Source organism: Microbacterium gilvum (assembly GCF_039543865.1).
In the GTDB taxonomy this organism is placed as follows: Bacteria; Actinomycetota; Actinomycetes; order Actinomycetales; family Microbacteriaceae; genus Microbacterium; species Microbacterium gilvum.
Window position 1 is genome coordinate 262234 of record NZ_BAABKO010000005.1, and the last position, 22935, is coordinate 285168.

21 protein-coding genes and 1 tRNA gene are annotated in these 22935 nt (G+C 71.5%); 18 read left to right on the plus strand and 4 right to left on the minus strand.

From position 1 onward, the window contains the following. The first annotated feature begins 77 nt into the window (after positions 1 to 77). The 11 genes from ABD998_RS14305 to rplA all read left to right on the plus strand — a co-directional run bounded on the left by ABD998_RS14305 (position 78) and on the right by rplA (position 14170). The gene (locus ABD998_RS14305) at positions 78 to 1529 is read left to right on the plus strand and encodes a helix-turn-helix domain-containing protein (RefSeq protein ID WP_345440440.1); all 1452 of its coding nucleotides are present in this window, start codon (positions 78 to 80) and stop codon (positions 1527 to 1529) included. Between the two features lie 139 nt (positions 1530 to 1668). Continuing rightward, a complete protein-coding gene (locus ABD998_RS14310; protein ID WP_345440443.1) occupies positions 1669 to 7179 on the plus strand; it encodes a glutamate synthase-related protein in 5511 nt (1836 codons plus the stop codon). Next, complete coding sequence (locus ABD998_RS14315; protein WP_345440446.1) at positions 7176 to 8903, plus strand: sulfite reductase subunit alpha; 1728 nt, start codon at positions 7176 to 7178, stop codon at positions 8901 to 8903. The genes ABD998_RS14310 and ABD998_RS14315 overlap by 4 nt, the downstream gene beginning before the upstream one ends. Further along, the gene (locus tag ABD998_RS14320; RefSeq protein WP_345440449.1) at positions 8903 to 9793 is read left to right on the plus strand and encodes a hypothetical protein; all 891 of its coding nucleotides are present in this window, start codon (positions 8903 to 8905) and stop codon (positions 9791 to 9793) included. The genes ABD998_RS14315 and ABD998_RS14320 overlap by 1 nt, the downstream gene beginning before the upstream one ends. Before the next feature lie 24 nt (positions 9794 to 9817). Continuing rightward, positions 9818 to 10228, plus strand: a complete 411-nt coding sequence (locus ABD998_RS14325; RefSeq protein WP_345440452.1) for an SIP domain-containing protein — start codon at positions 9818 to 9820, stop codon at positions 10226 to 10228. A gap of 11 nt (positions 10229 to 10239) precedes the next feature. Next, positions 10240 to 11235: a hypothetical protein gene (locus tag ABD998_RS14330; protein WP_345440455.1), complete on the plus strand. Its 996-nt coding sequence runs from the start codon at positions 10240 to 10242 to the stop codon at positions 11233 to 11235. Between the two features lie 132 nt (positions 11236 to 11367). Continuing rightward, positions 11368 to 11440, plus strand: a tRNA-Trp gene (locus ABD998_RS14335). Between the two features lie 35 nt (positions 11441 to 11475). Next, positions 11476 to 11739: a preprotein translocase subunit SecE gene (gene secE, locus ABD998_RS14340; protein WP_345440458.1), complete on the plus strand. Its 264-nt coding sequence runs from the start codon at positions 11476 to 11478 to the stop codon at positions 11737 to 11739. 100 nt (positions 11740 to 11839) lie between these two features. Further along, the gene (nusG, locus tag ABD998_RS14345; RefSeq protein WP_345440461.1) at positions 11840 to 12850 is read left to right on the plus strand and encodes a transcription termination/antitermination protein NusG; all 1011 of its coding nucleotides are present in this window, start codon (positions 11840 to 11842) and stop codon (positions 12848 to 12850) included. Between the two features lie 181 nt (positions 12851 to 13031). Beyond that, the gene (rplK, locus tag ABD998_RS14350) at positions 13032 to 13463 is read left to right on the plus strand and encodes a 50S ribosomal protein L11 (RefSeq protein ID WP_271173641.1); all 432 of its coding nucleotides are present in this window, start codon (positions 13032 to 13034) and stop codon (positions 13461 to 13463) included. A 14-nt stretch (positions 13464 to 13477) separates the two neighbouring features. Then, complete coding sequence (gene rplA, locus ABD998_RS14355) at positions 13478 to 14170, plus strand: 50S ribosomal protein L1 (RefSeq protein ID WP_345440471.1); 693 nt, start codon at positions 13478 to 13480, stop codon at positions 14168 to 14170. A gap of 224 nt (positions 14171 to 14394) precedes the next feature. On the opposite strand, the gene ABD998_RS14360 is transcribed toward rplA, so the two are convergent. Then, a complete protein-coding gene (locus ABD998_RS14360) occupies positions 14395 to 15435 on the minus strand; it encodes an NADP-dependent oxidoreductase (RefSeq protein WP_345440474.1) in 1041 nt (346 codons plus the stop codon). 213 nt (positions 15436 to 15648) lie between these two features. Between ABD998_RS14360 and ABD998_RS14365 the strand changes: the two genes are divergently transcribed. The 5 genes from ABD998_RS14365 to ABD998_RS14385 are packed head-to-tail and all read left to right on the plus strand — an operon-like array spanning position 15649 to position 18658. After that, a complete protein-coding gene (locus ABD998_RS14365; protein ID WP_345440477.1) occupies positions 15649 to 16269 on the plus strand; it encodes a SipW-dependent-type signal peptide-containing protein in 621 nt (206 codons plus the stop codon). A gap of 4 nt (positions 16270 to 16273) precedes the next feature. Next, entirely contained in the window at positions 16274 to 16894 is a 621-nt protein-coding gene (locus ABD998_RS14370; RefSeq protein ID WP_345440480.1) for a SipW-dependent-type signal peptide-containing protein, read from the plus strand. Positions 16895 to 16908: 14 nt separating this feature from the next. Then, positions 16909 to 17502, plus strand: a complete 594-nt coding sequence (locus tag ABD998_RS14375) for a signal peptidase I (RefSeq protein ID WP_345440483.1) — start codon at positions 16909 to 16911, stop codon at positions 17500 to 17502. Next, on the plus strand, positions 17499 to 18122 hold the full coding sequence (locus ABD998_RS14380) for a hypothetical protein (protein ID WP_345440486.1): 624 nt from the start codon (positions 17499 to 17501) through the stop codon (positions 18120 to 18122). Before ABD998_RS14375 ends, ABD998_RS14380 begins: the two co-directional genes overlap by 4 nt. Next, entirely contained in the window at positions 18119 to 18658 is a 540-nt protein-coding gene (locus ABD998_RS14385; protein ID WP_345440489.1) for a hypothetical protein, read from the plus strand. The genes ABD998_RS14380 and ABD998_RS14385 overlap by 4 nt, the downstream gene beginning before the upstream one ends. A 3-nt stretch (positions 18659 to 18661) precedes the next feature. Here ABD998_RS14385 and ABD998_RS14390 read toward each other — a convergent pair whose 3' ends face one another. The 3 genes from ABD998_RS14390 to ABD998_RS14400 all read right to left on the minus strand — a co-directional run bounded on the left by ABD998_RS14390 (position 18662) and on the right by ABD998_RS14400 (position 21691). After that, entirely contained in the window at positions 18662 to 19174 is a 513-nt protein-coding gene (locus tag ABD998_RS14390; RefSeq protein WP_345440492.1) for a MarR family winged helix-turn-helix transcriptional regulator, read from the minus strand. A gap of 17 nt (positions 19175 to 19191) precedes the next feature. After that, positions 19192 to 20814, minus strand: a complete 1623-nt coding sequence (locus tag ABD998_RS14395; protein ID WP_345440495.1) for an MFS transporter — start codon at positions 20812 to 20814, stop codon at positions 19192 to 19194. 199 nt (positions 20815 to 21013) lie between these two features. Next, on the minus strand, positions 21014 to 21691 hold the full coding sequence (locus ABD998_RS14400; RefSeq protein WP_345440498.1) for a YqaJ viral recombinase family protein: 678 nt from the start codon (positions 21689 to 21691) through the stop codon (positions 21014 to 21016). A 287-nt stretch (positions 21692 to 21978) separates the two neighbouring features. On the opposite strand from ABD998_RS14400, the gene rplJ reads away from it, so the two are divergent. Then, the gene (gene rplJ / locus ABD998_RS14405; protein WP_345440501.1) at positions 21979 to 22467 is read left to right on the plus strand and encodes a 50S ribosomal protein L10; all 489 of its coding nucleotides are present in this window, start codon (positions 21979 to 21981) and stop codon (positions 22465 to 22467) included. Positions 22468 to 22518: 51 nt separating this feature from the next. Then, positions 22519 to 22899 carry a 50S ribosomal protein L7/L12 gene (gene rplL, locus ABD998_RS14410; protein ID WP_345440504.1) on the plus strand — a complete coding sequence of 127 codons (381 nt, stop codon included), beginning with the start codon at positions 22519 to 22521 and terminating at the stop codon, positions 22897 to 22899. Positions 22900 to 22935: the final 36 nt, after the last annotated feature.

Genomic DNA, 22935 nt, shown 5'->3' on the forward strand with positions numbered 1-22935 from the left:
CTGCCGTCGACCGGAATCTATACGGAGAATTTCCCCGCTTCTTCTGCGAAACGGATGTCCTGTGGCATCATCGGCGCATGGCACCGGCAGAAGACGTCGACGACGACGGGCTCGATGCGCTCGCTGTGGGGAGGCGCATCCGGCAGCTGCGCACCGACCGCGGCATGACGCTCGACGCGCTCGCCGCGGAGGTCGGGCGTGCGCCCAGCCAGCTGTCGATGATCGAGAACGGGCGGCGCGAGCCGCGGCTGTCGATGCTGCGGACGATCGCCCGCGCGCTCGGGGTGGGCGTCGACGCGCTGCTCGAGACGGCGCAGCTCGACGGACGCGCCGAGCTCGAGATCGCGCTCGAGCGCGCGCTGCGCTCGCCTCGCATGCAGACCATCGGCGTCGAGCCGTTCCGCGTGCCCAAGGGCGTCCCCGACGAGGTGCTCCGCACCATCCTGCGGCTCTCCGGGGAGGTCGACCGGCTGCATGACGAGCGCTCGGCGACGCCCGAGGAGGCCCGCCGCGCGAACGTGGAGGTGCGACGGCTGATGCGGCGGCAGGACAACCACTTCCCGGAGCTCGAGGCCCAGGCGCAGGCGCTGCTCGCCGCGGTGGGCCATCCGGGCGGTCCCCTCACGCAGCGCGCGGCGAGCGACATCGCCGCGCACCTCGGCTTCACCATCCACCACGTCCCCGATCTGCCGGCCTCGACCCGCAGTGTGGCCGACCTCCGCCACGGGCGGCTGTACCTGTCCGACCGCGGCGGCGGAGACCCCCGGGCCGCTGTGCTCCAGGCGCTCGCGAGCCGTGTGCTCGGCCATGCCGAGCCGACAGGATACGAGGAGTTCCTGCGTCAGCGCGTCGAGCAGAACTACCTGGCGGGCGCCCTGCTCGTGCCCGAGAGCCACGCGGTGCCGTTCCTCCAGGACGCGAAGGCGCGCAAGGCGATCTCGATCGAGGACCTCCGCGATGCCTACTCGGTGTCGTACGAGAGCGCGGCGCACCGGTTCACGAACCTCGCCACGCGGCACCTCGGCATCCCGGTGCACTTCCTCAAGGTGCACGAGTCGGGGACGATCACGAAGGCGTACGAGAACGACGGCGTGAACTTCCCCGCGGACCGCTTCGGCTCCATCGAGGGGCAGCTGTGCTGCCGGCGCTGGACGAGCCGGGTCGTCTTCGACGTCGACGACCGGTTCAACCCCTACTACCAGTACACGGACACGGGCGGCGGCACGTTCTGGTGCACGGCGCGCGTCGAGCAGTCGAGCCAGGGCGCCCACTCCGTCAGCGTGGGCGTGAGGTTCGCCGACACGAAGTGGTTCGCCGGCCGCGACACCCCGCATCGCGGGGTGTCGCGGCATGCCGTCGAGACCTGCTGCCGCCGCCCGCCCGCCGACCTCGAGGCCGCCTGGCGCGAGGGCGCGTGGCCGAACGTGCGGACGCCGCGCACGCTGCTCGCGACGCTCCCCACGGGCGCCTTCCCCGGTGTCGACACGACCGACGTGTACGCGTTCCTGGAGGCGCACGCGCCGGCGTGATCCACCCGAGGCCCTGAACTTAGGCTAGCCTTGCCTGACCGTAGCAATGTCGTGCCGGTGCCCGCGCAGTCCTCCGTCACGAGCGGAAGCGCGGGCGCCCGCGATCCCCGCGCCTCGCGCGGGCAATCAGGGAGCCATCGTGGCGATCGAGCGATTCGGCCTGTACGACCCCTCCGCAGAGCACAGCGACTGCGGCGTGGGCTTCATCACGCGCAAGGACGGCGTGCCGTCGCACGACGTGATCCTCCGCGGCGACGCGGCGCTCTGCGCCATCCCGCATCGCGGCGGGATGTCGTCGGAGGGCGTCGGCGACGGCGCCGGCGTCAACGTCGACCTCTCGGAGGAGTTCTTCCGCGCCCTCACCCGCCGTCCGCTCCAGACGGGGCGCTTCGGCGTCGGCAACTTCTTCCTCCCCGACGACCCCGCGCAGGAGGGCGCGGCGCGCGCGGTGGTGACGGCGGCGCTCGAGGCGGAGGGGCTCGAGGTCGTGCTCGTGCGCGAGGTGCCCGTCGACCACTCCGTGGCGCGCCCCGCGGCCGCGCGATACCAGCTGCCCATCCTGCAGTGGGTCTTCGCTGCGGGCGATCGGGCCGCCAGGGCCGACACCGACCACGCGGCCCATGCCGCGCTCCTCGCGATCGAGCGCGAGGCGTACGGGCGCGAGGAGCTGAGGGGCCTCTACCCGCTGTCGCTCAGCACGCGCACGCAGGTCCTCAAGGGGCGGCTGAACTCCCACGAGGTCATCCCGTTCTTCACCGACCTGCTCGACGAGCGCCACTCGGTGCGCACGCTGTACTTCCACACGCGCTTCTCGACGAACACCGAGCCGCACCCGTCGATGGCGCAGCCGTTCCGGCTCATGGCGCACAACGGAGAGCTCAACACCGACCGCAAGAACCGCCTCGCCGACGACGCCGTCGCCCGCGCCCGCTCGCGCCGCATCGTCCGGCCGCCAGGCCAGTCCGACTCGAGCCGTCTCGATCAGAGCCTGCAGAGCCGCGTGTTCGACGACGGGCTCGACCTCGTCGAGGCCGTCGTCGCCCTCATGCCGCCGGCTTGGGAGAACGACGCCACCCTGTCGCAGCCCGTGCGCGACATGCTCGAGTACTTCTCGCTGTACGAGGAGAAGAACGACGGCCCCGCCGCGGTCATCTTCAGCGACGGCGACGTCGTCGGCGCCCGTCTTGACCGCCTGGGCCTCCGCCCGCTCCGCACGGTCGAGACCGCCGAGTACCTCATGGTGTCGTCGGAGGCCGGTCAGCTCGAGGCCGCCGACGAGGACGTCGTCGCGCGAGGCCGCATCGAGGCTGGCGGCATGCTCTACCTCGACCACAGGACGGGCCGCAGCCACCGCACGCGCGAGGCGCTCGAGATGCTGGGCGCGCGCCGCGACTACGGTGCCCTGCTCGCCGAGGCCCGCGTCGAGATCTCCGACATCGCCGTGACGGGCATCGAGCGCGGAGACGACACCCTCGGCTACGAGGGCGACCTCTCGCCGGCCGGCCGCTACGTCGCCTACTCCCTGAACCAGGAGAGCTTCCGGTTCATGATGGACCCCATGCTCGCCACGGGCGCCGAGCGCATCTCGGCGATGGGCTACGGCAACGCGATCAACGCGCTCTCCGACCAGGAGGGCGGGATGGCGAAGTACTTCTCGCAGCGCTTCGCCCAGGTGACGAACCCGCCGCTCGACAGCATCCGCGAGGCCGACGGCATGAGCTTCCGCGTCGCGCTCGGGGCGAAGCCGGACGGCCAGGGGCGCGCGACGCGGCAGATCGTCGTGCCGTCGCCCATCCTCAGCCACCTCGACATGGTGCGCCTGCGCGAGCAGGAGGTCGCGCCGCTGGAGCGCTTCGACATGCTCTTCGAGGCTGACGCGCACGACCCTGCGCGCAACGAGCGGGCGCTCGTCGATGCGCTCGACGCGCTCTGTGACGGCGTCGAGCGGTTCGCGAGGGAGCGCGGCGGCATCGCCGTGCTCACCGACCGCGAGGTCGACGTGCGCCGCGCGCCGCTCCCGCTCCTGCTCGCCGTCGCCGCCGTCAACCAGCGCCTCATCGAGACGGGCCTGCGCCTGCGCGTGTCGCTCGTCGCCGAGAGCGGCCAGCTGCCGAGCTCGCACCACATCGCGGCGGCCCTCGGGTTCGGGGCGAGCGCGGTCTACAGCCTGAGCGCCCGCCTCCGCGCCGAGGAGAAGCACCCGAGCCCCGCGGGCCCCGCAGGTCGCGAGACCGAGACCGACCGCGCCTTCGACCGCTTCCGCAAGGCCGCGCTGAAGTCGCTCGGCAAGACGATGGGCCGTGTCGGCCTCTGCACCGTGGAGAGCTACATCGGCGGCGAGTTCTTCGAGCCGAACTACCTCGACACGCGCGACCCCGTGCTCGCACGCTGTTTCCCGCACATGGCGGCGCCCGTGGGCGGCGTCGGCTTCGCGCGCATCGCGCAGGCAACGGCGCAGTGGCACGACAGGGCGCGCTCGGTGCGGATCGAGAACCAGATCCCGCTCATCGGCCTCTTCAAGGAACGTTCGGAGGGTGCCGGCCACTCCTTCGGGACGGCCGCCGTGCGCGGCTTCGCCGGGATGACGGAGGAGCCGGTCTCGCTCTCGGCGGAGCGGCCCGACGACGACGCGCTGCGCCTGCTCACCCTCGGGCAGCTGAGCGACGCCTTCGGCCTCGACGACACTTCGTACCGCAACGCGGGATACGCGCAGCTGCCGCCCGAGCGCATCGACGGCTTCCACGTGACCCCGGGATACCGCGACTTCGTCTCGACGACCGAGGCCGAGCGCTCCCGCCGGCCCTCCGCGCTCCGTGACGTGCTCGCGCTGCCCGCCGATGTGACGGGGCTGCGAACGGCCGACGACTTCGCTCGCGAGCTCGGCCGGTTCTCGATCGACGGCAACCTCTCGATCCAGGTGCGCGGTCTCGAGGTCACGGGCGCGGACGGCGCGTTCTCGCTCGCGCTCGCGCCAGGCTACGGCACGCCGGACGCGCTCGCGCGCCACGGCGAGCTCGCCGTCTGGCTGCGCGACGCCCATCCCGGCGAGATCGCGCACGTGCGGGTCGCGGCCGAGGGCGTCGACCTCGATGCGACGGGCTCCGCACGCCGGTTCCTGGAGCTCCTGCAGGAGGCGCCGGCGTCCGTCCCCCTCGACGACGTGCAGCCGGCGCACGAGATCACGCGCACGCTGGCCTCGGGCGCGATGAGCCACGGCGCGCTCGTCGCGACGGCGCACGAGGCCGTCGCGCACGGCACGAACATGGTGGGAGGGATGTCGAACAGCGGCGAGGGCGGCGAGCACTTCTCGCGCTACGGCACCATCCGCGGCTCGCGCATCAAGCAGTTCGCGTCCGGGCGCTTCGGCATCTGGGCGGGCTACCTCGCCGACCCGCAGCTGCAGGAACTCGAGATCAAGATCGGCCAGGGCGCGAAGCCCGGCGAGGGCGGCCAGCTCCCCGCGCCCAAGGTCACGGTCGACATCGCGGCCGCCCGCGGCGGCACCCCCGGTGTCGAGCTCGTGTCGCCGCCGCCCCACCACGACACGTACTCGATCGAGGACCTCGCCCAGCTCATCCACGACTGCAAGGCGGCGCGCGTGCGCGTCATCGTCAAGCTCGTGTCGTCCGAGGGCATCGGCACGATCGCCGTGGGCGTCGCGAAGGCGGGCGCCGACGTCATCAACGTCGCCGGCAACACCGGCGGGACGGGCGCCGCTGCGGTCACGAGCCTCAAGTACGCGGGGCGCTCGGCCGAGATCGGCGTCGCCGAGGTGCACCAGGCGCTGCTCGTCAACGGGCTGCGCGACAAGGTGACGCTGCGCTGCTCCGGCGCGCACCAGACCGGACGCGATGTCGTCGTCTCGGCGCTGCTGGGCGGCGACTCGTTCGAGTTCGGGACGACGGCGCTCATGATGCTCAAGTGCGTCATGGCCAAGAACTGCAACATCAAGTGCCCGGCCGGGCTCACGACGAACCCCGAGGTGTTCGACGGCGACCCCCGTGCGCTCGCGCAGTACCTCCTCAACATCGCCCACGACGTCCGCGAGATCCTGGCGCGCCTCGGACTGCGGACGCTCCGCGATGCGCGGGGCCGCAGCGACCTGCTGCAGCTCCTCGAGCATCCCGCGAGCGTCGGACGCCTCGACGTGCGCGCCATGCTCGCGCGCGTCCCCGAGAAGGTCGTCATCGACCCCGTGTACCTCGAGAAGGACTTCTCGGTGGACGACGCGCTCGTCGAGACCGTGCGCGCCGCCCTCGTCGAGCGGCGCGAGCCCTCCGTCGCGATCGACGGCGTCGCGCTGCGCAACAGGAACAAGTCCGTCGGCGGGCAGCTGTCGATCGACGTCGAGCGCCTGCTCAACCACGAGCTCGATGCCGGCGTCGTCGACGCGCTGCCCGCAGTCCTCCGCGACGACCGCGGGCGAGCGCGCCTCGCGGACGGCGCCGTCGTCGTGCACACGCACGGCTCGGCGGGCCAGTCGTACGGGGCGTTCTGCAACGACGGCGTCGAGCTCGTGCACGCCGGCACCGCGAACGACGGCGTCGGCAAGAGCCAGTCGGGCGGGCGGATCGTCGTCCGGACTCCCGGCGGCGGTTCGTCCGAGCGCGGCGGCAACGTGCTCATCGGCAACTTCGCGCTGTTCGGCGCGACGGGCGGGCGGCTGTTCGTCGAGGGCGAGGCCGGCGACCGCTTCGCCGTGCGCAACTCCGGAGCCTCGGCCGTCGTCGAGGGCATCGGCGAGTTCGGCTGCGAGTACATGACGAACGGCGCCGTGCTCAACCTCGGCTCCTTCGGCAAGGGCCTCGGCAACGGCATGTCGGGCGGCTTCGTCTACCAGTACGACCCCGCCGGCGAGCTCGCCGGCATGGTGAGCGCCGACTCGCTCGCGGTGTTCCCCGTCACCGAGGAGCCCTTCCATGAGGACGCCGTGCTGCTGCTCCTCCGCTGGCACCTCGAGGCCACCGGGTCGGAGCTCGCCGCGCGCCTGCTCGACGACTGGGAGGAGACCAGGCGGCACGTCTTCTGCGGCATGCCTCGGGCGCTCCTCCTCACGCAGGACGCCGACGCCATCCTCGCCGCCGCGACGCGCAAGGAGCTGCTCGACGAGCTCGCGACGTCCATCGCGACCGACCGCGTCCGCGCCTTCAAGGTCGACTTCCGCGACCAGCGGCTCATCGCGGGAGGGAGGGCGCCGCGCGCCGGCGAGCAGGGCGCGTCCGACATGTTCGCACTGCTCGCCTCGTACACCGTGCTGTCGTCTGCCCGCGAGATCGCCCGCGAGCGCGTGCCCGGGGCGTCCGGGCCCGACGACCCGCGCATCGAGGACGCGGCGCGCAGGCTCATCCTCACCGAGGACTTCTTCGTCATGCAGAAGGTCGTGCGCTACCTGCGCGATGCCCTCGACCGCTTCGACGACGGCGAGCTCGCCGTCCTCATCTCGGCCAAGCGCCTCGACGACTACAAGCGCTCGCTGACGCTGCGGAACGTGCGCGGCATCGACGCGCCGGGCACCTACGGATGGATCCTGCACCAGGACCGCAAGAACGCCGGCCGCGCCGACGTCTCGCGCTTCGACGAGATCATCGCGACGGCCTCGCTCGACGACCTCGCGCGTGTCTGGTACGACGCGCAGGAGGTGACGGCATGAGCCTCCTCCTCCCGACCGGCGCGCCCTTCAGCGTCGAGCAGCAGGCGTGGCTCAACGGCTTCTTCGCCGGCCTCGACATGCGGCGCGGAGACGACGCCCCGACCGCGACGCTCACGGTCGAGGTGCTCTACGGCACGCAGACGGGCAACTCCGCCGACATCGCCGAGCAGCTCGCGGCGGGCGCCCGCGGCTCGGGCCTCGGCGCGAACGTCGCCGAGCTCGACACGGCCGGCGTCGAGCGGCTGCGGGCGGCGTCGCACGTCGTCATCGTGACGTCGACGTACGGCGAGGGCGAGATGCCCGACGACGCCGAGCTGTTCTGGGAGGCGCTCGAGGCCGAGGACGCCCCGCGGCTCGAGCACCTGCGCTATGCGGTGCTCGCGCTCGGCGACAGCGGCTACGACGACTTCTGCCAGGCCGGCCGGCTCATCGACCTGCGGCTCGAGCAGCTCGGCGCCGTGCGGTTCGCCGCGCGCGTCGACTGCGACGTCGACTTCGACGAGCCGGCGTCGGCGTGGACGGCCGAGGTGCTGCAGGTGCTCTCGGCCGAGGCCCCCGCCGGCGCGACGGCTCCCGCGGCCGCGCCCGCGCCGTCCGCCCCCGCCCGTGCGCGTTCGCCGTGGAACCGGCGGACGCCGTACGCCTCGCGCCTCGCCGTCAACCGCGTGCTGTCGGCGCCCGCGAGCGCGAAGGAGATCCGGCACTACGAGTTCGAGCTCGGCGACAGCGGCATCGCCTACGCCGCGGGCGACGCGCTCGCCGTCGTGCCGGAGAACGACCCGCAGCTCGCCGACGCCGTCATCGCGCACCTCGGCCTGCGCGGCGACGACGACGCGGGCGGCGCGCCGCTCGCGCAGCGGATGAACCTGGAGTGGGAGATCCGCACGCCGTCGAAGGAGCTCATCGCCGCGATCGCCGAGCGCGACCCGGAGAGCGAGCTCGCCGGGATGGTGCGGCGCGACGACCGCGACGCCATGGACTCGTGGCTGTGGGGGCGCGACGTGCTCGACCTGCTCGAGCAGAGCCCCGGCGTCCGCTTCGACCCGCTCGAGCTCGCCGAGGTGCTGCGTCCGCTGCAGGCGCGCGCGTACTCGATCTCGTCGAGTCCGCTGCAGAGCCCCGACCGCATCCACCTCACGGTCGCGTCCGTGCGCCACGGCGAGGACAGGGTGCGCGGCGGCGTCTGCTCGACGTTCCTCGCCGACCGGCTCTCCGACGACGACCCCGTCGGCATCTTCCCGCAGCCGAACGCGGCGTTCAGCGTGCCGGACGACGGGGCGCGGCCGATCATCATGGTGGGGCCGGGGACGGGCGTCGCGCCCTTCCGCGGCTTCCTGTACGAGCGCGCGGAGAGCGGCGCGACGGGTGGCAACTGGCTCTTCTTCGGCGATCAGCACCGTGCGACCGACTTCATCTACGAGGACGAGCTGCTGTCCCTCGGCGAGCGCGGCGTGCTCACCCGGCTCGACCTCGCGTTCTCGCGCGACCAGGCCGAGAAGGTCTACGTGCAGACGCGTATGCGCGAGAAGGCGGCCGAGCTCTACGCGTGGCTCGAGGACGGCGCGCACTTCTACGTCTGCGGCGACGCGTCGCGGATGGCGAAGGACGTCGAGCAGGCGCTCGTCGACGTCATCGCCTCGCAGGCGGGCGTGGACGACGACGGCGCCCGCGACTACCTCGCCCGCCTCAAGCGCGAGAAGCGCTACGTGAGGGACGTGTACTGATGGATGCGGTCGACGCGTGCGGCTGTGCGGGGGACTGCCCCTGGGGCGGGCCGGCGCCGAGCGGCGGTCCCGCCGCGCTCGTGCTGCCGGCGCTGCCTCTGCTGGAGTTCGCGCTCGCCGTCACGGGGCGCCCGGGTGTCGTCATGGCTCAGACGGGGCGCTACCAGCCCGTGACGCGCCCCGGCGAGGCGCTGGCTGCGCCGAGGGGGGCCATCGGCCTGCGTGTCGCGGAGGACCGGCTGCGGGCCTCGGTGATCGTACGCGGGCGGGGCGAGCGCATGCTGCGGCTCGCGAGCCGCGGCGGCGAGGTCGTCCACACCGTGCGGTCGCTCTCTCCCGCCGACGCGCTCGTCATCGACAGCCTCGATCGGCCGGAGGCGCGACTGGGCCGGTCGCGCCCATCAGCTCGGCGGGGGGCGGCGTCTGACGGCGGGGACCAGCTCGCAGACCTCGACGCCGTGATCGCGGACGGCGGCGCGGAGCGTCGTCGTCGGATGGCGGGTGCCGGACGAGAGCGGGCCGTCTCGATCGACGTCGGCGTGATCCCCGAGGTGCTCGACCATCTCTGCGCGACGGAGCTGCCGCTGTCCGCGGTCGTCTTCGCGGACGGAGCTGCGCAGATCGCGGACGGCGCCGTGCAGGTGGTCACGGGGACGGCGCAGGGCCGTGTCGGCGCGGTCCTCGGCTCGTGCACGATCGACGTCGACCTCGCGCACGTGCGCGAGGCGCTCGCGGTGACCTCCCACGGACCGCACGGACCGACCTCCGCGCTCGAGCTCTACGCGCACGACGGCTCCGTCCTGCTCCTCCTGACGCAGCTGGGGATCGTCGCCCCCGGCATCCACGCCGCCTGGCAGGACATCATGGAATCGCTGCCGCTTGCTCATTAGGTAAGGCTTACCTAATATGTAACGATGATCCCCGACGTCGACCGTCCGCATTTCCTCATAGCCGGAGACAGTGCCGATCTGCCGGTCATCAGGCGGATGCTCGGGCGGCTGCCCGTCGACGCCTACGGGCAGGTGCTCGTCGAGGTCGCCTCCCGCATCCAGGTCCAGCGCATGCACCTCCCGGCGGAGATGACCCTGACCTGGCTCCTGCGCGATGCCGATGGGACGGCGAGGTGCATGGCGCCGCGCGGAGAGCGTGTCGTTCGCGCCGTAAGGGCCTGGTTCGACGAGTGGATGGGCGCCGGCGGCCATGAGGCGCCGCGCGTGATTTGGATCGGCTGCGCGGCGAGCCCCCGCGTGGGCCGGCTGCACCGTGAGCTCCGCGAGCGTTTCCCGCTCCTCCGTCCGGAGAGCGCCGCGTCGCGGGAGCGCTAGGCTCACGATCCGTGAGCCAGTCCGCGACCGCCGCGCCCCGTGTCTTCCGCCAGTCGATGCTGCGGAGGATCCCGCTCGGTCTCATCCTGTCGGCGCTCGTCGTCCTCCTGGGCCTCGGGCTGCTGCCGCAGTTCAAGCCCGTGACGATGCCGAAGGCGCAGTTCGGGATGCTGTCGCTCGCCGTCATCTCGATCCTCATCGTGCTCATCTGGTTCTGGCTGCTGTGGTGGGCGAACACGCGCGTCGTCGTCACGGACGAGCTCGTCGAGGTGCGCCGTCCGTTCATGACGGTCCACTCCTGGCGCCGCGACGCCGTCGGTTTCTCGAGCACCGTGACGCGCCAGTACACCAACGGCATCCGCAGCGGCACGACGCGCACCCTCACGGTGCACACGCAGGGCGGGCAGACGGCGATCGCGCTCGCGGGCATGCCGCAGGCCGCGTTCAGCGACCTGCTCGCCGTGCTGCAGGCGCCCGCCGTGCGCGCGCCCGAAGACGACGCGTTCCTCCGCTCGGTCCCGCTTCCCGCCGTGTTCGCGCCGACACGCGGGCCCCTCGTGCGACGCGCCGTCGTGACGGGAGCGGTCGCCGCCGCCCTCCTGCTGCTCGGGCTCGGCGCCGTCGTCGCGGGCATCCTCCTGGACGGCGCGCTCATCGTGGTCGGGGCCCTGCTGCTGCTCGCCGCGACGGGGCTCGGGATCGCCGCGGGCGTCGCGGGCGGGCGCGCGGGCCGCATCCCCGGGCGCATCGAGGTGTCGCGCGGGGCGATCGCGATCGACGGCAGGGTCATCCCGCTCGGATCCCTCGAGCGCGTCTGGATCAGCCCGCCGACCTACACCGCATCCCGGCGGCTGTCCGTCGTCCACCCCGGCGGGAGCCGGGAGCGCTGGGCGCTCGGGGCGGGGAACGACGCCGCGAAGGTCATGCCGCAGTGGGAGCAGCTCGTCGTCGCGGTGCAGGCGGCGGCCGTCGACCATCCCGAGCTCGTCGCCTACGACCTCGAGTGACCGACACGCCCCGGTTCGCGGTGGGCATCGGCATGCCCTATGCTGGATCGAGCAGTGATCGTCTGCATTCTTCCGCCGTGCCTGGCGTGGCGGAGGGGATGGAGGGGATCGCCTCGAGATCGCGAGATCTCTAGGGCGGTAGCTCAATTGGCAGAGCAGCGGTCTCCAAAACCGCAGGTTGCAGGTTCGATTCCTGTCCGCCCTGCGCGTCAGCGACAGCTGACCCACGAAAGGTGACGAATGGCCCACGACGCATCGGGCGGCGAGATCGTCGCGGCGAACGGCACGACCGGCGAGAAGAAGGCGAACGTCTTCGCCCGCATCGTGATCTTCATCCGCCAGGTGATCGCCGAGCTCCGCAAGGTCGTCACGCCCACGCGCAAGGAGCTCGTCAAGTTCACGGCCGTGGTGCTCGGGTTCGTCGTCGTCATGATGGCACTCGTCTACGGCCTCGACTTCGCCTTCTCGTGGGTCACCTCGGTGGTCTTCGGGGTTCCGAGCTGATCCAGCCCGTCGGATGACGCGCGCGCTTCCCCGCGTCACAATGGGGGAGGGCGAATCTGCGTGACGCCGGCCCGGCGTCCGGAACGGAAGAGATAACCACGTGGCTGAGAAGTACTCCGACGACGTCGACCTGGCGACGGCTGCCGAGCAGTCGAGCGAGGAAGACGAGGCCCAGGAGGGCAACGTCCTCGCGCAGGAGGAGCGCGCGAGCTCCGCCGCCGAGCACTCCGCCATGCACGTCGAGGGCGACGACGCTGACGCAGACGACGAGGACATCGACGACATCGACGACCCGGAGGCGGACGCGATCGTGAACGACGCACTGAACATCGACGAGACGAGCGAGGTCGAGGCCGCGGCCGAGGTGCTCGCGGACTCCGCGGCCGAGGAGGCGGAGGAGGCCGCTGCGGCCGCCGCCGACGACGTGGAGCCCTACGACGGCCCCGAGCTCGGCGAGGACGACGACGCCGAGGCGTCCGACGACCCCTACGAGGCGTTCCGCCAGGAGCTGCGCTCCCTCGAGGGCAAGTGGTATGTCATCCACTCCTACGCCGGTTTCGAGCGCAAGGTGAAGGCCAACATCGAGCAGCGCAAGTCGACGCTCGAGGTCGAGGACGACATCTACCAGGTCGAGGTCCCCATGGAGGACGTCGTCGAGATCAAGAACGGCCAGCGCAAGATGGTCACGCGCGTGCGCATCCCGGGCTACGTGCTCGTGCGCATGGAGCTCAACGAGGACACCTGGTCGGTCGTGCGCCACACGCCGGGCGTCACGGGCTTCGTCGGCAACGCCCACAACCCGACGCCGCTGCGTTTCGAAGAGGCGTTCAACATGCTCAAGCCCCTCGCGGAGCTCAAGGAGGCGCAGGCCCAGGCCGCATCCGGCACGCCCGCGAAGAAGGGCTCGCCGGCGGCGACGCGCACGATCCCGGCCGAGGTCGACTTCGAGATCGGCGAGACCGTCACGATCAAGGAGAGCTCGTTCGCCGGCCTCCCCGGCACGATCAGCGAGATCTCGCCGGAGAGCGGAAAGCTCACGGTGCTCGTGTCGCTGTTCGAGCGCGAGACGCCCGTCGACCTCACGTTCGACCAGGTCACGAAGATGGTCTGAGGCCCGCCGCCTCCCACGCCCCCGTCGGATGCCGACGGGGGCGTTCCCGTCGGCGTGCGCGATCGGGTAGACTTGCGGGGTTTGCGTCCTGTCACGGGGCGCGAGCGTGCACCGCGCCCGGACCATCCGGGCCGCGGGAGAGCGGATGCATCCGGCGTCCGCTCGATGAAAGGAAGAGGAAATGGCACCGAAGAAGAAGGTGACCGGCCTGATCAAGCTTCAGATCAACGCCGGTGCAGCCAACCCGGCGCCGCCGATCGGCCCGGCCCTGGGTCAGCACGGCGTCAACATCATGGAGTTCTGCAAGGCGTACAACGCCGCGACCGAGTCGCAGCGCGGCAACGTCATCCCCGTGGAGATCACCGTCTACGAGGACCGCAGCTTCACGTTCGTCCTGAAGACCCCGCCGGCCGCGGAGCTCATCAAGAAGGCGGCGGGCGTCGCCAAGGGCTCGTCCACGCCGCACACGGTCAAGGTCGCCAAGCTCACCAAGGAGCAGGTCGCCGAGATCGCCAAGACGAAGCAGCCCGACCTCAACGCGAACGACCTCGAGGCCGCCTCGAAGATCATCGCCGGCACGGCCCGCTCCATGGGCATCACGGTCGAGGACTGAGGGAGAGAACGAACATGGCTGCCAAGTCCAAGGCTTACAACGCCGCCGCCGAGAAGATCGAGGCCGGCAAGTACTACACCCCCGCCGAGGCCGTCGCCCTGGCGAAGGAGACCGGCTCGAAGAAGTTCGACTCGACCGTCGAGGTCGCGCTGAAGCTCTCGGTCGACCCGCGCAAGGCGGACCAGATGGTCCGCGGCACCGTCATCCTGCCCCACGGCACGGGTAAGACGGCGCGCGTCATCGTCTTCGCCAACGGCCCCGCCGCCGAGGCCGCGATCGCGGCCGGCGCCGACGAGGTCGGTGGCGCCGAGCTCATCGAGAAGGTCGCCGCCGGCTGGACCGACTTCGACGCGGCCGTCGCCGTGCCGGAGCTCATGGGCCAGGTCGGACGTCTGGGCAAGGTGCTCGGCCCCCGCGGCCTCATGCCGAACCCCAAGACGGGTACCGTCACCCCGAACACGGCCAAGGCCGTCGAGGAGATCAAGGGCGGCAAGATCGAGTTCCGCGTCGACAAGCACGCCAACGTGCACTTCGTCGTCGGCAAGGCATCGTTCTCCGCCGAGCAGCTGAACGAGAACATCGGCGCGGCGCTCGAGGAGATCGTGCGCCTCAAGCCGTCCAGCTCGAAGGGCCGCTACATCCAGAAGGGCGCCGTGTCGACCACGTTCGGCCCCGGCATCCCGCTGGACGTCAACGCCATCGCGTGATCGCGTCCGCGTGAGAAGGGCCCCGCCTCGGCGGGGCCCTTCGTCGTTCTCACCGCGAACGGCCATCCGACTGCCGAGAGCTCATCGCCTGCCGAACATCCGGGTGGCTTCTCGTCCAACGGATATCCGTTGGACGAGAAGCCACCCGTTTGCGCCGAATCAGGTGCGCGTTCGGCGTGCAGGTGTGGGTTCGGCGTGCAGGTGCAGCCCCGCGGCAGGCCGTGTCAGCCGGCGCCGACGTCGACGACGATCTTGCCGCGGGCGTGGCCGTCGCGCACGGCGTCGAGGGCGGCGTCGGCCCGCGCGAGCGGATGGACCTGGTCGACGTAGACGGCGAGGTCGCCGGCGTCGAAGAGGCGCGCGAGGGTGGCGAGCGCGGCCCCGTCGGGGGCGACGGTGAACGACGTCGTGCGCACGCCGGCATCCGCGCCCGCCTCGGAGAACCCCTGCCATCCGCCCCGGGGCACCGTCACGAGCAGGCCGCCCCTCCGCAGCACGCCCAGCGACCGCGACCCGGTGCGGTCGCCGCCGTCGCCCACGAGGTCGAGGACGACGTCGACCTGCGGCACGACGTCCTCGAAGCGGGTCGTCGTGCGGTCGACGACGACGTCGGCGCCCAGTTCGCGCAGCCACGCCGCGTTGCGCGGCGAGCTCGTCGTCGTCACATGGGCGCCGAAGTACGACGCCAGCTGCACGGCGAGGTGGCCGACGCCTCCCGCGCCCGCGTGGATGAGGATGCGCTGGCCCTCGTGGGCGCGCGCCGTCTCGACGACCAGCTGCCATGCCGTGAGGGCGGCGAGTGGCACGGCGGCGGCCTCGACATGCGACAGCTTCGCCGGCTTCGCGGCCACCGAGTGGGAGGCGGCCACGACGTATTCCGCGAACGACCCGCTGACCCGGGGGAACGCGGTCATCCCGTAGACCTCCGTGCCGGGCGCCAGCGGATGGGCCTCGTAGGGTGCGCGCACGACGACGCCCGAGAAGTCGAAGCCCGGCGCCGTCGGGTACGCGGCGATCTGCGGTGCCACGCCTCGCCCCTCGCGCGTCGCCGCGTCGACCGGGTTCGCACCCGCCGCGACGACCCGGATCAGCAGCTCGTCCATGGTCGGCTCGGGCACGGGCACGGTGGCGATCCGCAGCGGCTGGCCGGGCCCCGCCGACGACGCCCTCCGCATCGTCGTCGGCACGGTCGCGGCGGCGGCGTCATCGGCGGGCGTGCCGTCGGAGCCCGATGCGGCGGGGGAGCGGGTGGTGCGGAAGCGCATGGATGTGCCCTCTCGGCTCGTCGGGCGCGGCCCCGCGCCCCGTCCTCGCAGTCAACAGGCGCATTGTCACCCCGGCGTTACGGGAGTGAGACCCTTGCGAGTCGGCTCATGCCCGAGTGATGCTGTGCGGGGTTGCGGTACCCGCCCGAACCCTGGAGGATCGGTCATACCGATATCCACGGGGGTATCCTTCGACACAGCTGGGGAGCTGACATGGCAGACGACACTCGACGCCGCAAGGTATTCGCCGTTCTCGCAGGAGGACTCGTGCTGGGGGTCGGCGCCGCCGTGACCCTCGCCGCCTGGAACGACTCGGAGTTCGTCACGGGCGACTTCGCCGCGGGCGCGTTCAACCTCGAGGGCTCCACGACGGGAGCCGATGCGGGATACGACGAGCACCCGGACGCGGCCTCCGCCGCCGACCTCGTCTTCGACCTCCCCGCAGACCTCGTCGACAACCTCGCTCCCGAGGACACCGTCTACGCCCCGTTCTGGGTGCGCCTCGATGACACGACGACGACGGCGGCCACCCTCGTCGCCGACAGCACCGTCGCGGGGACGGGCGCGAACGCCGCCAACCTCTCCTACACGGTCTATGAGATCCCGGCCGCGGGCACGTGCGACGCGGCGACGGTCGCCGCCGCTCCCGTCGTGGCATCCGGCGCCACGCTGACCGCGATCACGGTCGGCGACTCGGTCGACCTCGCGATCGGCACGACCGCGGGCGAGGCCGGTGCTCCTGCGCAGCTCTGCTTCGAGGTGACGGCCGGCGCCGACCTCGTGGAGAGCGAGACCGCGACGGCGACCTGGTCGTTCACGGCGACGTCGAACTGACATCGTGCAGCGCAAGGACACGCGGAAGGCGGCTCGGTCGGGCCGCACCTGGCGTCGCGTCCGCGCGCTCCTCGCGGCGGGGGTCGTGCTCGGCATCGGATCGGGCGCGACCCTCGCGGCGTGGAACGACACGGAGTACACGACGGCCACCCTGACGGCGAGCACCTTCGGCATCGTCGGCGCCGCCGACGGCGCGACCTTCACCGAACACAGCACGGCCGGCACGGCTGCAGCGCTCGCGTTCTCGACCCCCGCGACGGCGATGTCGCCCAGCACGACGACGTACGCGCTCTTCAGCGTGCGGACGATCGCATCGTCGCTCGGCGGGACGCTCAAGATGAACGCCACGACCACGGCGTCGACGCTCAGCGCCCAGCTCACCTACGGCGTGCGCACGATCGCAGGCACGACGTGCAACCTGACGACGTTCAACGCGGGAGCCGAGATCCTCGCACGCGGTGCCGCGATGACCGCCAGCCCTGCGGGCACGCAGACGCTCGCCGCGAATGCCGGCACCGCCGTGAACTACTGCATCGAGATCACGATGAGCCCGACCGCTCCGTCGAGCGTGCAAGGGCAGTCGGCCGCCCTCTCCTGGGAGTTCGTGGGAACCTCGTCCTCGTGACGTCGGAGCACTCCATGAGCACCACCGCCGTCCCCGCGACGCGACGTTCGCGTCGCGGGGGCGGCGACGCCGCGCGCCCGCGCAGGACGGCGGGTCGCGTCCTGGGCGATCTGCTGCTGAGCGCGGCCGCGCTCGCCGGCACGATCTGCATCGTCCTCGTGATCCTCGCCGCCGTGCTCGACATCACGCTCATCATGTTCCGCACCGGGTCCATGGCGCCGACCATCCCCGCGGGGTCGGTCGCCGTGGTGCAGCGCATCCCGGCGAGCGAGATCGACGTCGGCGAGGTGGTGACCGTCGACCGCGCGGGGGAGCTTCCCGTCACCCACCGGGTCACCTCGGTCTCGGCCGGCGCATCCGACGAGGAGCGGGTCATCACGATGCGCGGCGATGCGAACGAGGCCGACGACGTCGCGCCCTACACGGTGTCGTCGGCGCGTCTGGTGCTCTTCTCGGTGCCGGGCATCGCGCCCGTGATCGCCTCGTTCGGCAGCCCCTTCGTGATCGGCGGGATGACCGTGGGCGCGGCTCTGCTCGTGGGATGGGCGTTCTGGCCGCGGACGGCGCGGATGGAGCGGACGGTCGACGAGAGGGCCGACGCAGGATGATCCGCGTCGCCCTCGGCATCGTCGCCGCCGTCCTCCTCCTCGGGGCAGCGGCGGTGCCGGCGAGCGCGGCCGAGTCGACGGAGGTCTACCAGGGCAGCGTGATCAGGGTCGTCTCGGTCGCCGACTGGGAGCGCGCCGGCCGGCTCGCTCCCGGCGAGGCCGTGGACTGGACGCTCGACATCTCCGCCTCGCCGCCCGATCCCGGCACGCTCGAGGTCGGCGTGCGCGGCGGCGGCGAGCTGCCGGTGTCGCTGGACGCCGAGACGTGCAGCCGGCCCTGGCAGGGCGCGAGCTGCACGGGCGAGCGCACCACGCTGCTCGAGGGATGGCGGCCGGCCGGCGACGGGACGACCTGGATCGAGGAGGTCGACGCCGACAGGTCCGTCCACCTGCGGCTCGTCGTCTCCCGCGACGACGACGCCGTCGAGGGGCAGGAGGCCGAGGTCGCCGTTCACGTGCGGGGAGCGTCGGAGGAGATCATCGTCGGGGAGCAGCCGCCGCCCCTCGCGCCGACGGGCGGCGGGCCGCACCCCCTCCTCCCCGCGATCGTCGCGGGCGTGCTCGGCGCCGCGATCGCCGCGACGGGCTGGCTGCGACGCGGCAGGGAGCGCAGCGGATGACGCGCCGTCGACTGCCCCGACTCGCCGCCGTGATCGCCGCCGCAGGGCTGCTGTTCGCGACGCTCGCGCCCGCGCAGACCGACGCCGCCTGGGTCGATCGAGAGCACAGCCAGGCGACAGTGACCGCGTTCGTGCTTCGCCCGCCCGTGATCACGAATGTGACATGCTCCCGCCCGGCGCTGCTCAACCCGGGAGCCGTGTACCTCACGATCACCTGGCGCTGGACGAATCAGTCCGCCCCCTATTCCGCCTACACGGGCGCGAACGCCATCTGGAGTCTGAACGGCGTGGCGGCGACGAATCCCGCGCCGACGACGACGGTGAACGGCAACACCTACACGACGACCTTCACGGGAACGCTGCTCGGCAACCTCCTCGGCGGCCTCAGCAACCTGCTCCTCGGTTCGACCATCAACGCCGATGCCGTGACCACCGGACCCGTCGGCACGCCCACCTGGACCTCCCCGGCGAGCAGCGGCATCGTGATGAACATCCCCGCCCTGAGCACCACGGCGAGTTGCAGCATCAAGGCGTGAGCTTCAGCGCGCCTCCGGCGTGACCCCGTTGGTCAGGGCGTGGAGCAGCTCGGCGAGATCGCGCACGCGATCGACGTCCCACAGGCGCAGCGTGTCGTAGAGCAGGCTCTCATGGTGCGACCGGGCGGCCTCGAGACGGCGGATGCCCTCTGGTGTCGCCTCCAGGAGGCTCACCCTCCGGTCGGAGGGGGCGGGCGTGCGGGCGATGAGCCCGAGGCCCTCGAGCTCGCGGATCGTGCGGCTGAGCTGCCCCTTGTCCACGGCCATCCGATCGACCATGTCGGAGGAGGTGACCGGCCCGTGCCGCACGATCGAGGTGAAGATCTTGTACGCGCCCGGGTTCAGGCCGGGCGACACGCGCTCGGCGTGCTGGTGGATGATCCGTCGCACCTGCGTCATGAGCTCGCTGAACTCCGCCTCGACGGCCTTGATCGCCTCGGCCTGCTCGGGGGCGACGTCGGCCGCCCCCGAGCGGGTGTCCTCGGCGTTCGCGCGCGAGGGGATGTCGGTGGTCACGACGACATTCTCTCGCGTCAGCGCGCGCGGTCCGCGTCGTCGGCCACGTGCACAGGGATGGACCCCGTCTCCGCGGTCGCCACCGCGAGCTCGCCCTCGAGGCGCTGGGCGCGCATCCGCTCGACGTTGTTCTGGCGGGTGAGCGGCTTGTTCGGGAGGAAGACGATCGCGATGAGGCTCAGGACGGCCAGGGGCACGCCGATGAGGAACGCGTGCGAGATGGCCTGGGCCGACGCGTCCTCGATGATGACGGCGATCGCCTCCGGCATGTCGCGCGTCGTGGGCAGGGCGCCGGACTGGAGCTCGGCGAGGATGGTCTGGCCCTGCTCGCCGAGGGTCGCGATCGCGGCCCCGATCTCGGCCATCCGGTCGGTGAGCTGCTGCGACAGGCTCGACGCGAGCACGGAGCCCATCACGGCGACGCCCGTCGTGCCGCCCACGGTGCGGAAGAAGTTGACGCCCGAGCTCGCGACGCCGATCTCCTGCGGCTTCGTCGTGTTCTGGACGACGAGGACGAGGTTCTGCATCGTCATGCCCGTGCCGGCGCCGAGGAGGAACATGTACGTTCCGACGAGCCAGAGCGACGTGTCGTAGCGCAGGGTGGAGAGGAGGCTCGTGCCGGCGATCATGAGGATCGCGCCGACGACGAGGTAGCTCTTCCACCGGCCGAAGCGCGTGACGAGCTGGCCGACCACGGTCGAGGCGATGAGCATGCCCGCCGCCATCGGGATCGTGAGCAGGCCCGCCTCCGTGGGACCGTAGCCGCGTGAGATCTGCATGTACTGGCCGAGGTACACCGACGTGCCGAACATGGCCACGCCGATGGAGATCGAGGCGAGCACCGACAGCGTGAACGTGCGGTTGCGGAAGAGCGTGAGCGGGATGAGAGGCTCCGACACCCTGAGCTCGACGAGCACGAAGGCGATGGCCGCGATCACGGCGATGCCCACCATGTACAGCGTCTCCCAGCTGGCCCAGCCGTAGTCCGAGACGTTCGAGATCCAGATCAGCAGGAGCCCGGCCGCGACGCTCAGCAGCACGATGCCGAGGTAGTCGATGCGCACCTTCGCGGCGCGGACCTGGTCGATCTTGAGCGTGCGCAGGAGGACGACGAAGGCGATGATGCCGAGGGGCACGCCGACGTAGAAGTTCCAGCGCCATCCGATCGTGTCGGTCATGACGCCGCCCAGGAGCGGCCCGCCCACGGTCGCGACCGCCATGACGCCCGCGAAGAGGCCCATGTACTTGCCGCGTTCGCGCGGGCTGATGATGTCGGCCATCAGCACCTGGCTGAGAGCGGCGAGCCCGCCGCCGCCGAGGCCCTGGAAGGCGCGGAAGGCGATGAGCATCTCGGCGCTCGTCGACATGCCGGCGCCGGCGCTCGCGAGCACGAAGATCGCGAGGGCGAGGAGCATGAGCGTCTTGCGGTTGACGAGGTCGGCGAGCTTGCCCCAGATCGGGGTCGAGATGGCCGTGGTGAGGAGGGTGATGGTGACGACCCAGGTGTACGACGCCTGGGTGCCGCCGAGCTCGGGGACGATGATCGGCAGCGAGGTGCCGACGACGGTCGTGGAGACCATGGAGCAGAACATCGCCAGGAGGAGGCCGGAGAGGGCCTCGAGCACCTGGCGTCGGGACATCCGCGCGGCTGTAGCCTGCGTGTCCGTGGAGTGCGCGCTCATATGCGCCTTTCGATGAAGCGGTGGAGAGGGCATGGCGGCGTCGGCATGCAGAAGTTGATGGAAGTCAACGATACCCGGAACGTTGACCTGGCGCAACTAATTCCCCGGGCGCGCTCGCTCCTCGGGCGGATGGCCCGCCCGCCGCGTCCGCGCGGGCTCAGTCCATGAGCGCGAGCGCGCGGTACGCGGAGCGCTGGATGGCGCGCTCGCGCGGCGTCGGCGCGTCGTCGGCGCGCCGCGTCGGCGGCTCGTTCCCCGTGGTGCGGCGGTACAGCTCGTCGATCAGCGCCGTGGCGAGGCGCACGAGCTGGCCGATCTCCGCGTCGTCGCGCTCGATCCAGAGGCACTTCGGCTCGTCGTGGAGAGGTCGGAAGTCGCGGTGCTCCTCCCACGCGAAGAGCGTCCGCTCCGCGCCCAGCACGTGCTGCTGCCACCACACCTGCCGCAGGTAGGAGCGGGGGATCGACCGCCACGACTTGTTCGTCGTCTTGATTTCCGCGAGGAGCACGCGACCGCCGCCGTCCACGGCGATGCCGTCGGGGGTGGCGAGGTGACGCCGCTCGACCTCCGCGTGGAAGAGCGCGCTCGACGGCTGGATGCCGTGCGTCGCGGCGACCCATGCCGCGATCTCGGGCTCGCGCCGGCGGCCGTGGTCGGTGTACGCGTTGCCGCCGAACGACGATCCGCGCAGCTTCTGCTCGGCGGCACGCGGGATGACGCGCTCGCTCGTGATGGTGGCGATGTCGGTGGCCGTGATGCCCTGCGATCGCGCCCGCAGCCACGCGACCCGGTCGCGCGAGTCCGCGACGATCCGGGCGGCGAGTTCGGGGGTCACGGCTCGACCCTAACCCCGGCGCCCGACAGGTCTCCGCGCGGACGCGCCCGATTCGGCGGATGGCCATCCGGCCTGCTACAGTGGTCGAAGCCGAAGACCGCCGGTCATCGTCGTGTGCGCAAGCGCCGGCGATCGAAGCTCTGCGAAAGCAGGGGCCCGCGCAGGTGTCACGAAATCTCCTCAGAGCTCCGTGCGCTTGCGCCGGGGCTCTTCCTGTTTCTCCGGGGCGGGCGGCGCGGCCGGTGCCCCACCACCGTGGGGCTCCCCGTATCCACCAAGGAGTGACCATGGCGCAGAAGGATGCAACGGTCTCCGAGCTCACGAAGTCTTTCGAGAACTCGAACGCCGTCCTGCTGACCGAGTACCGCGGTCTGACGGTTGCCCAGCTCAAGCAGCTGCGCAACAGCATCCGTCAGGACGCCGAGTACGCCGTGGTGAAGAACACGCTGACCAAGATCGCCGCGAACAACGCGGGGATCACCACGCTGGACGACGACCTCAAGGGTCCGTCGGCCGTCGCGTTCGTGCACGGCGACTTCGTCGCCACCGCCAAGGCTCTGCGTGACTTCGCCAAGGCCAACCCGCTTCTCGTGATCAAGGGCGGCGTGTTCGAGGGCAACACCCTCACCGCCGCCGAGGTCGAGAAGTACGCATCGCTCGAGAGCCGCGAGGTTCTGCTGGCGAAGGCCGCGGGCATGATGAAGGCGACGATGGGCAAGGCTGCCGCCACCATCGACGCGCTTCGCGAAAAGCTGGAGACCGCCCAGGCCGCGTGAGCGGACGGCGCTTTCTTTCCCCACAAACCCCATCTATCTAGGAGATACATCATGGCGAAGCTCACCACTGACGAGCTGCTCGAGCAGTTTGCCGACCTGACCCTCGTCGAGCTCAGCGAGTTCGTGAAGGCGTTCGAGGAGAAGTTCGACGTCACCGCCGCCGCTCCCGTCGCGATCGCCGGTGCCGGCGGCGGCGCCGCTGCCGAGGAGGTCGAGGAGAAGGACTCGTTCGACGTCATCCTCGAGGCTGCCGGCGACAAGAAGATCCAGGTCATCAAGGTCGTCCGCGAGCTCACCTCGCTCGGCCTCGGCGAGGCCAAGGCCGTCGTCGACGGTGCTCCCAAGGCCGTGCTCGAGGGCGCGAACAAGGAGACGGCCGACAAGGCGAAGGAGGCCCTCGAGGGCGCCGGCGCCACGGTGACGCTCAAGTAAGTCTTCCCCGCGAAGAACCTCGAAGGCCCCGGGCTC

What these genes read in the sequence shown, in the direction of transcription:
- ABD998_RS14305 (WP_345440440.1), top strand. Translation starts at nt 78, where the DNA reads ATGGCACCGGCAGAAGACGTCGACGACGACGGGCTCGATGCGCTCGCT.
- rplL (WP_345440504.1), top strand. Translation starts at nt 22,519, where the DNA reads ATGGCGAAGCTCACCACTGACGAGCTGCTCGAGCAGTTTGCCGACCTG.
- ABD998_RS14315 (WP_345440446.1), top strand. Translation starts at nt 7,176, where the DNA reads ATGAGCCTCCTCCTCCCGACCGGCGCGCCCTTCAGCGTCGAGCAGCAG.
- rplA (WP_345440471.1), top strand. Translation starts at nt 13,478, where the DNA reads ATGGCTGCCAAGTCCAAGGCTTACAACGCCGCCGCCGAGAAGATCGAG.
- ABD998_RS14375 (WP_345440483.1), top strand. Translation starts at nt 16,909, where the DNA reads ATGAGCACCACCGCCGTCCCCGCGACGCGACGTTCGCGTCGCGGGGGC.
- ABD998_RS14385 (WP_345440489.1), top strand. Translation starts at nt 18,119, where the DNA reads ATGACGCGCCGTCGACTGCCCCGACTCGCCGCCGTGATCGCCGCCGCA.
- ABD998_RS14360 (WP_345440474.1), bottom strand. Translation starts at nt 15,435, where the DNA reads ATGCGCTTCCGCACCACCCGCTCCCCCGCCGCATCGGGCTCCGACGGC.
- ABD998_RS14325 (WP_345440452.1), top strand. Translation starts at nt 9,818, where the DNA reads ATGATCCCCGACGTCGACCGTCCGCATTTCCTCATAGCCGGAGACAGT.
- ABD998_RS14395 (WP_345440495.1), bottom strand. Translation starts at nt 20,814, where the DNA reads ATGTCCCGACGCCAGGTGCTCGAGGCCCTCTCCGGCCTCCTCCTGGCG.
- secE (WP_345440458.1), top strand. Translation starts at nt 11,476, where the DNA reads ATGGCCCACGACGCATCGGGCGGCGAGATCGTCGCGGCGAACGGCACG.
- ABD998_RS14320 (WP_345440449.1), top strand. Translation starts at nt 8,903, where the DNA reads ATGGATGCGGTCGACGCGTGCGGCTGTGCGGGGGACTGCCCCTGGGGC.
- rplK (WP_271173641.1), top strand. Translation starts at nt 13,032, where the DNA reads ATGGCACCGAAGAAGAAGGTGACCGGCCTGATCAAGCTTCAGATCAAC.
- ABD998_RS14365 (WP_345440477.1), top strand. Translation starts at nt 15,649, where the DNA reads ATGGCAGACGACACTCGACGCCGCAAGGTATTCGCCGTTCTCGCAGGA.
- ABD998_RS14380 (WP_345440486.1), top strand. Translation starts at nt 17,499, where the DNA reads ATGATCCGCGTCGCCCTCGGCATCGTCGCCGCCGTCCTCCTCCTCGGG.
- rplJ (WP_345440501.1), top strand. Translation starts at nt 21,979, where the DNA reads ATGGCGCAGAAGGATGCAACGGTCTCCGAGCTCACGAAGTCTTTCGAG.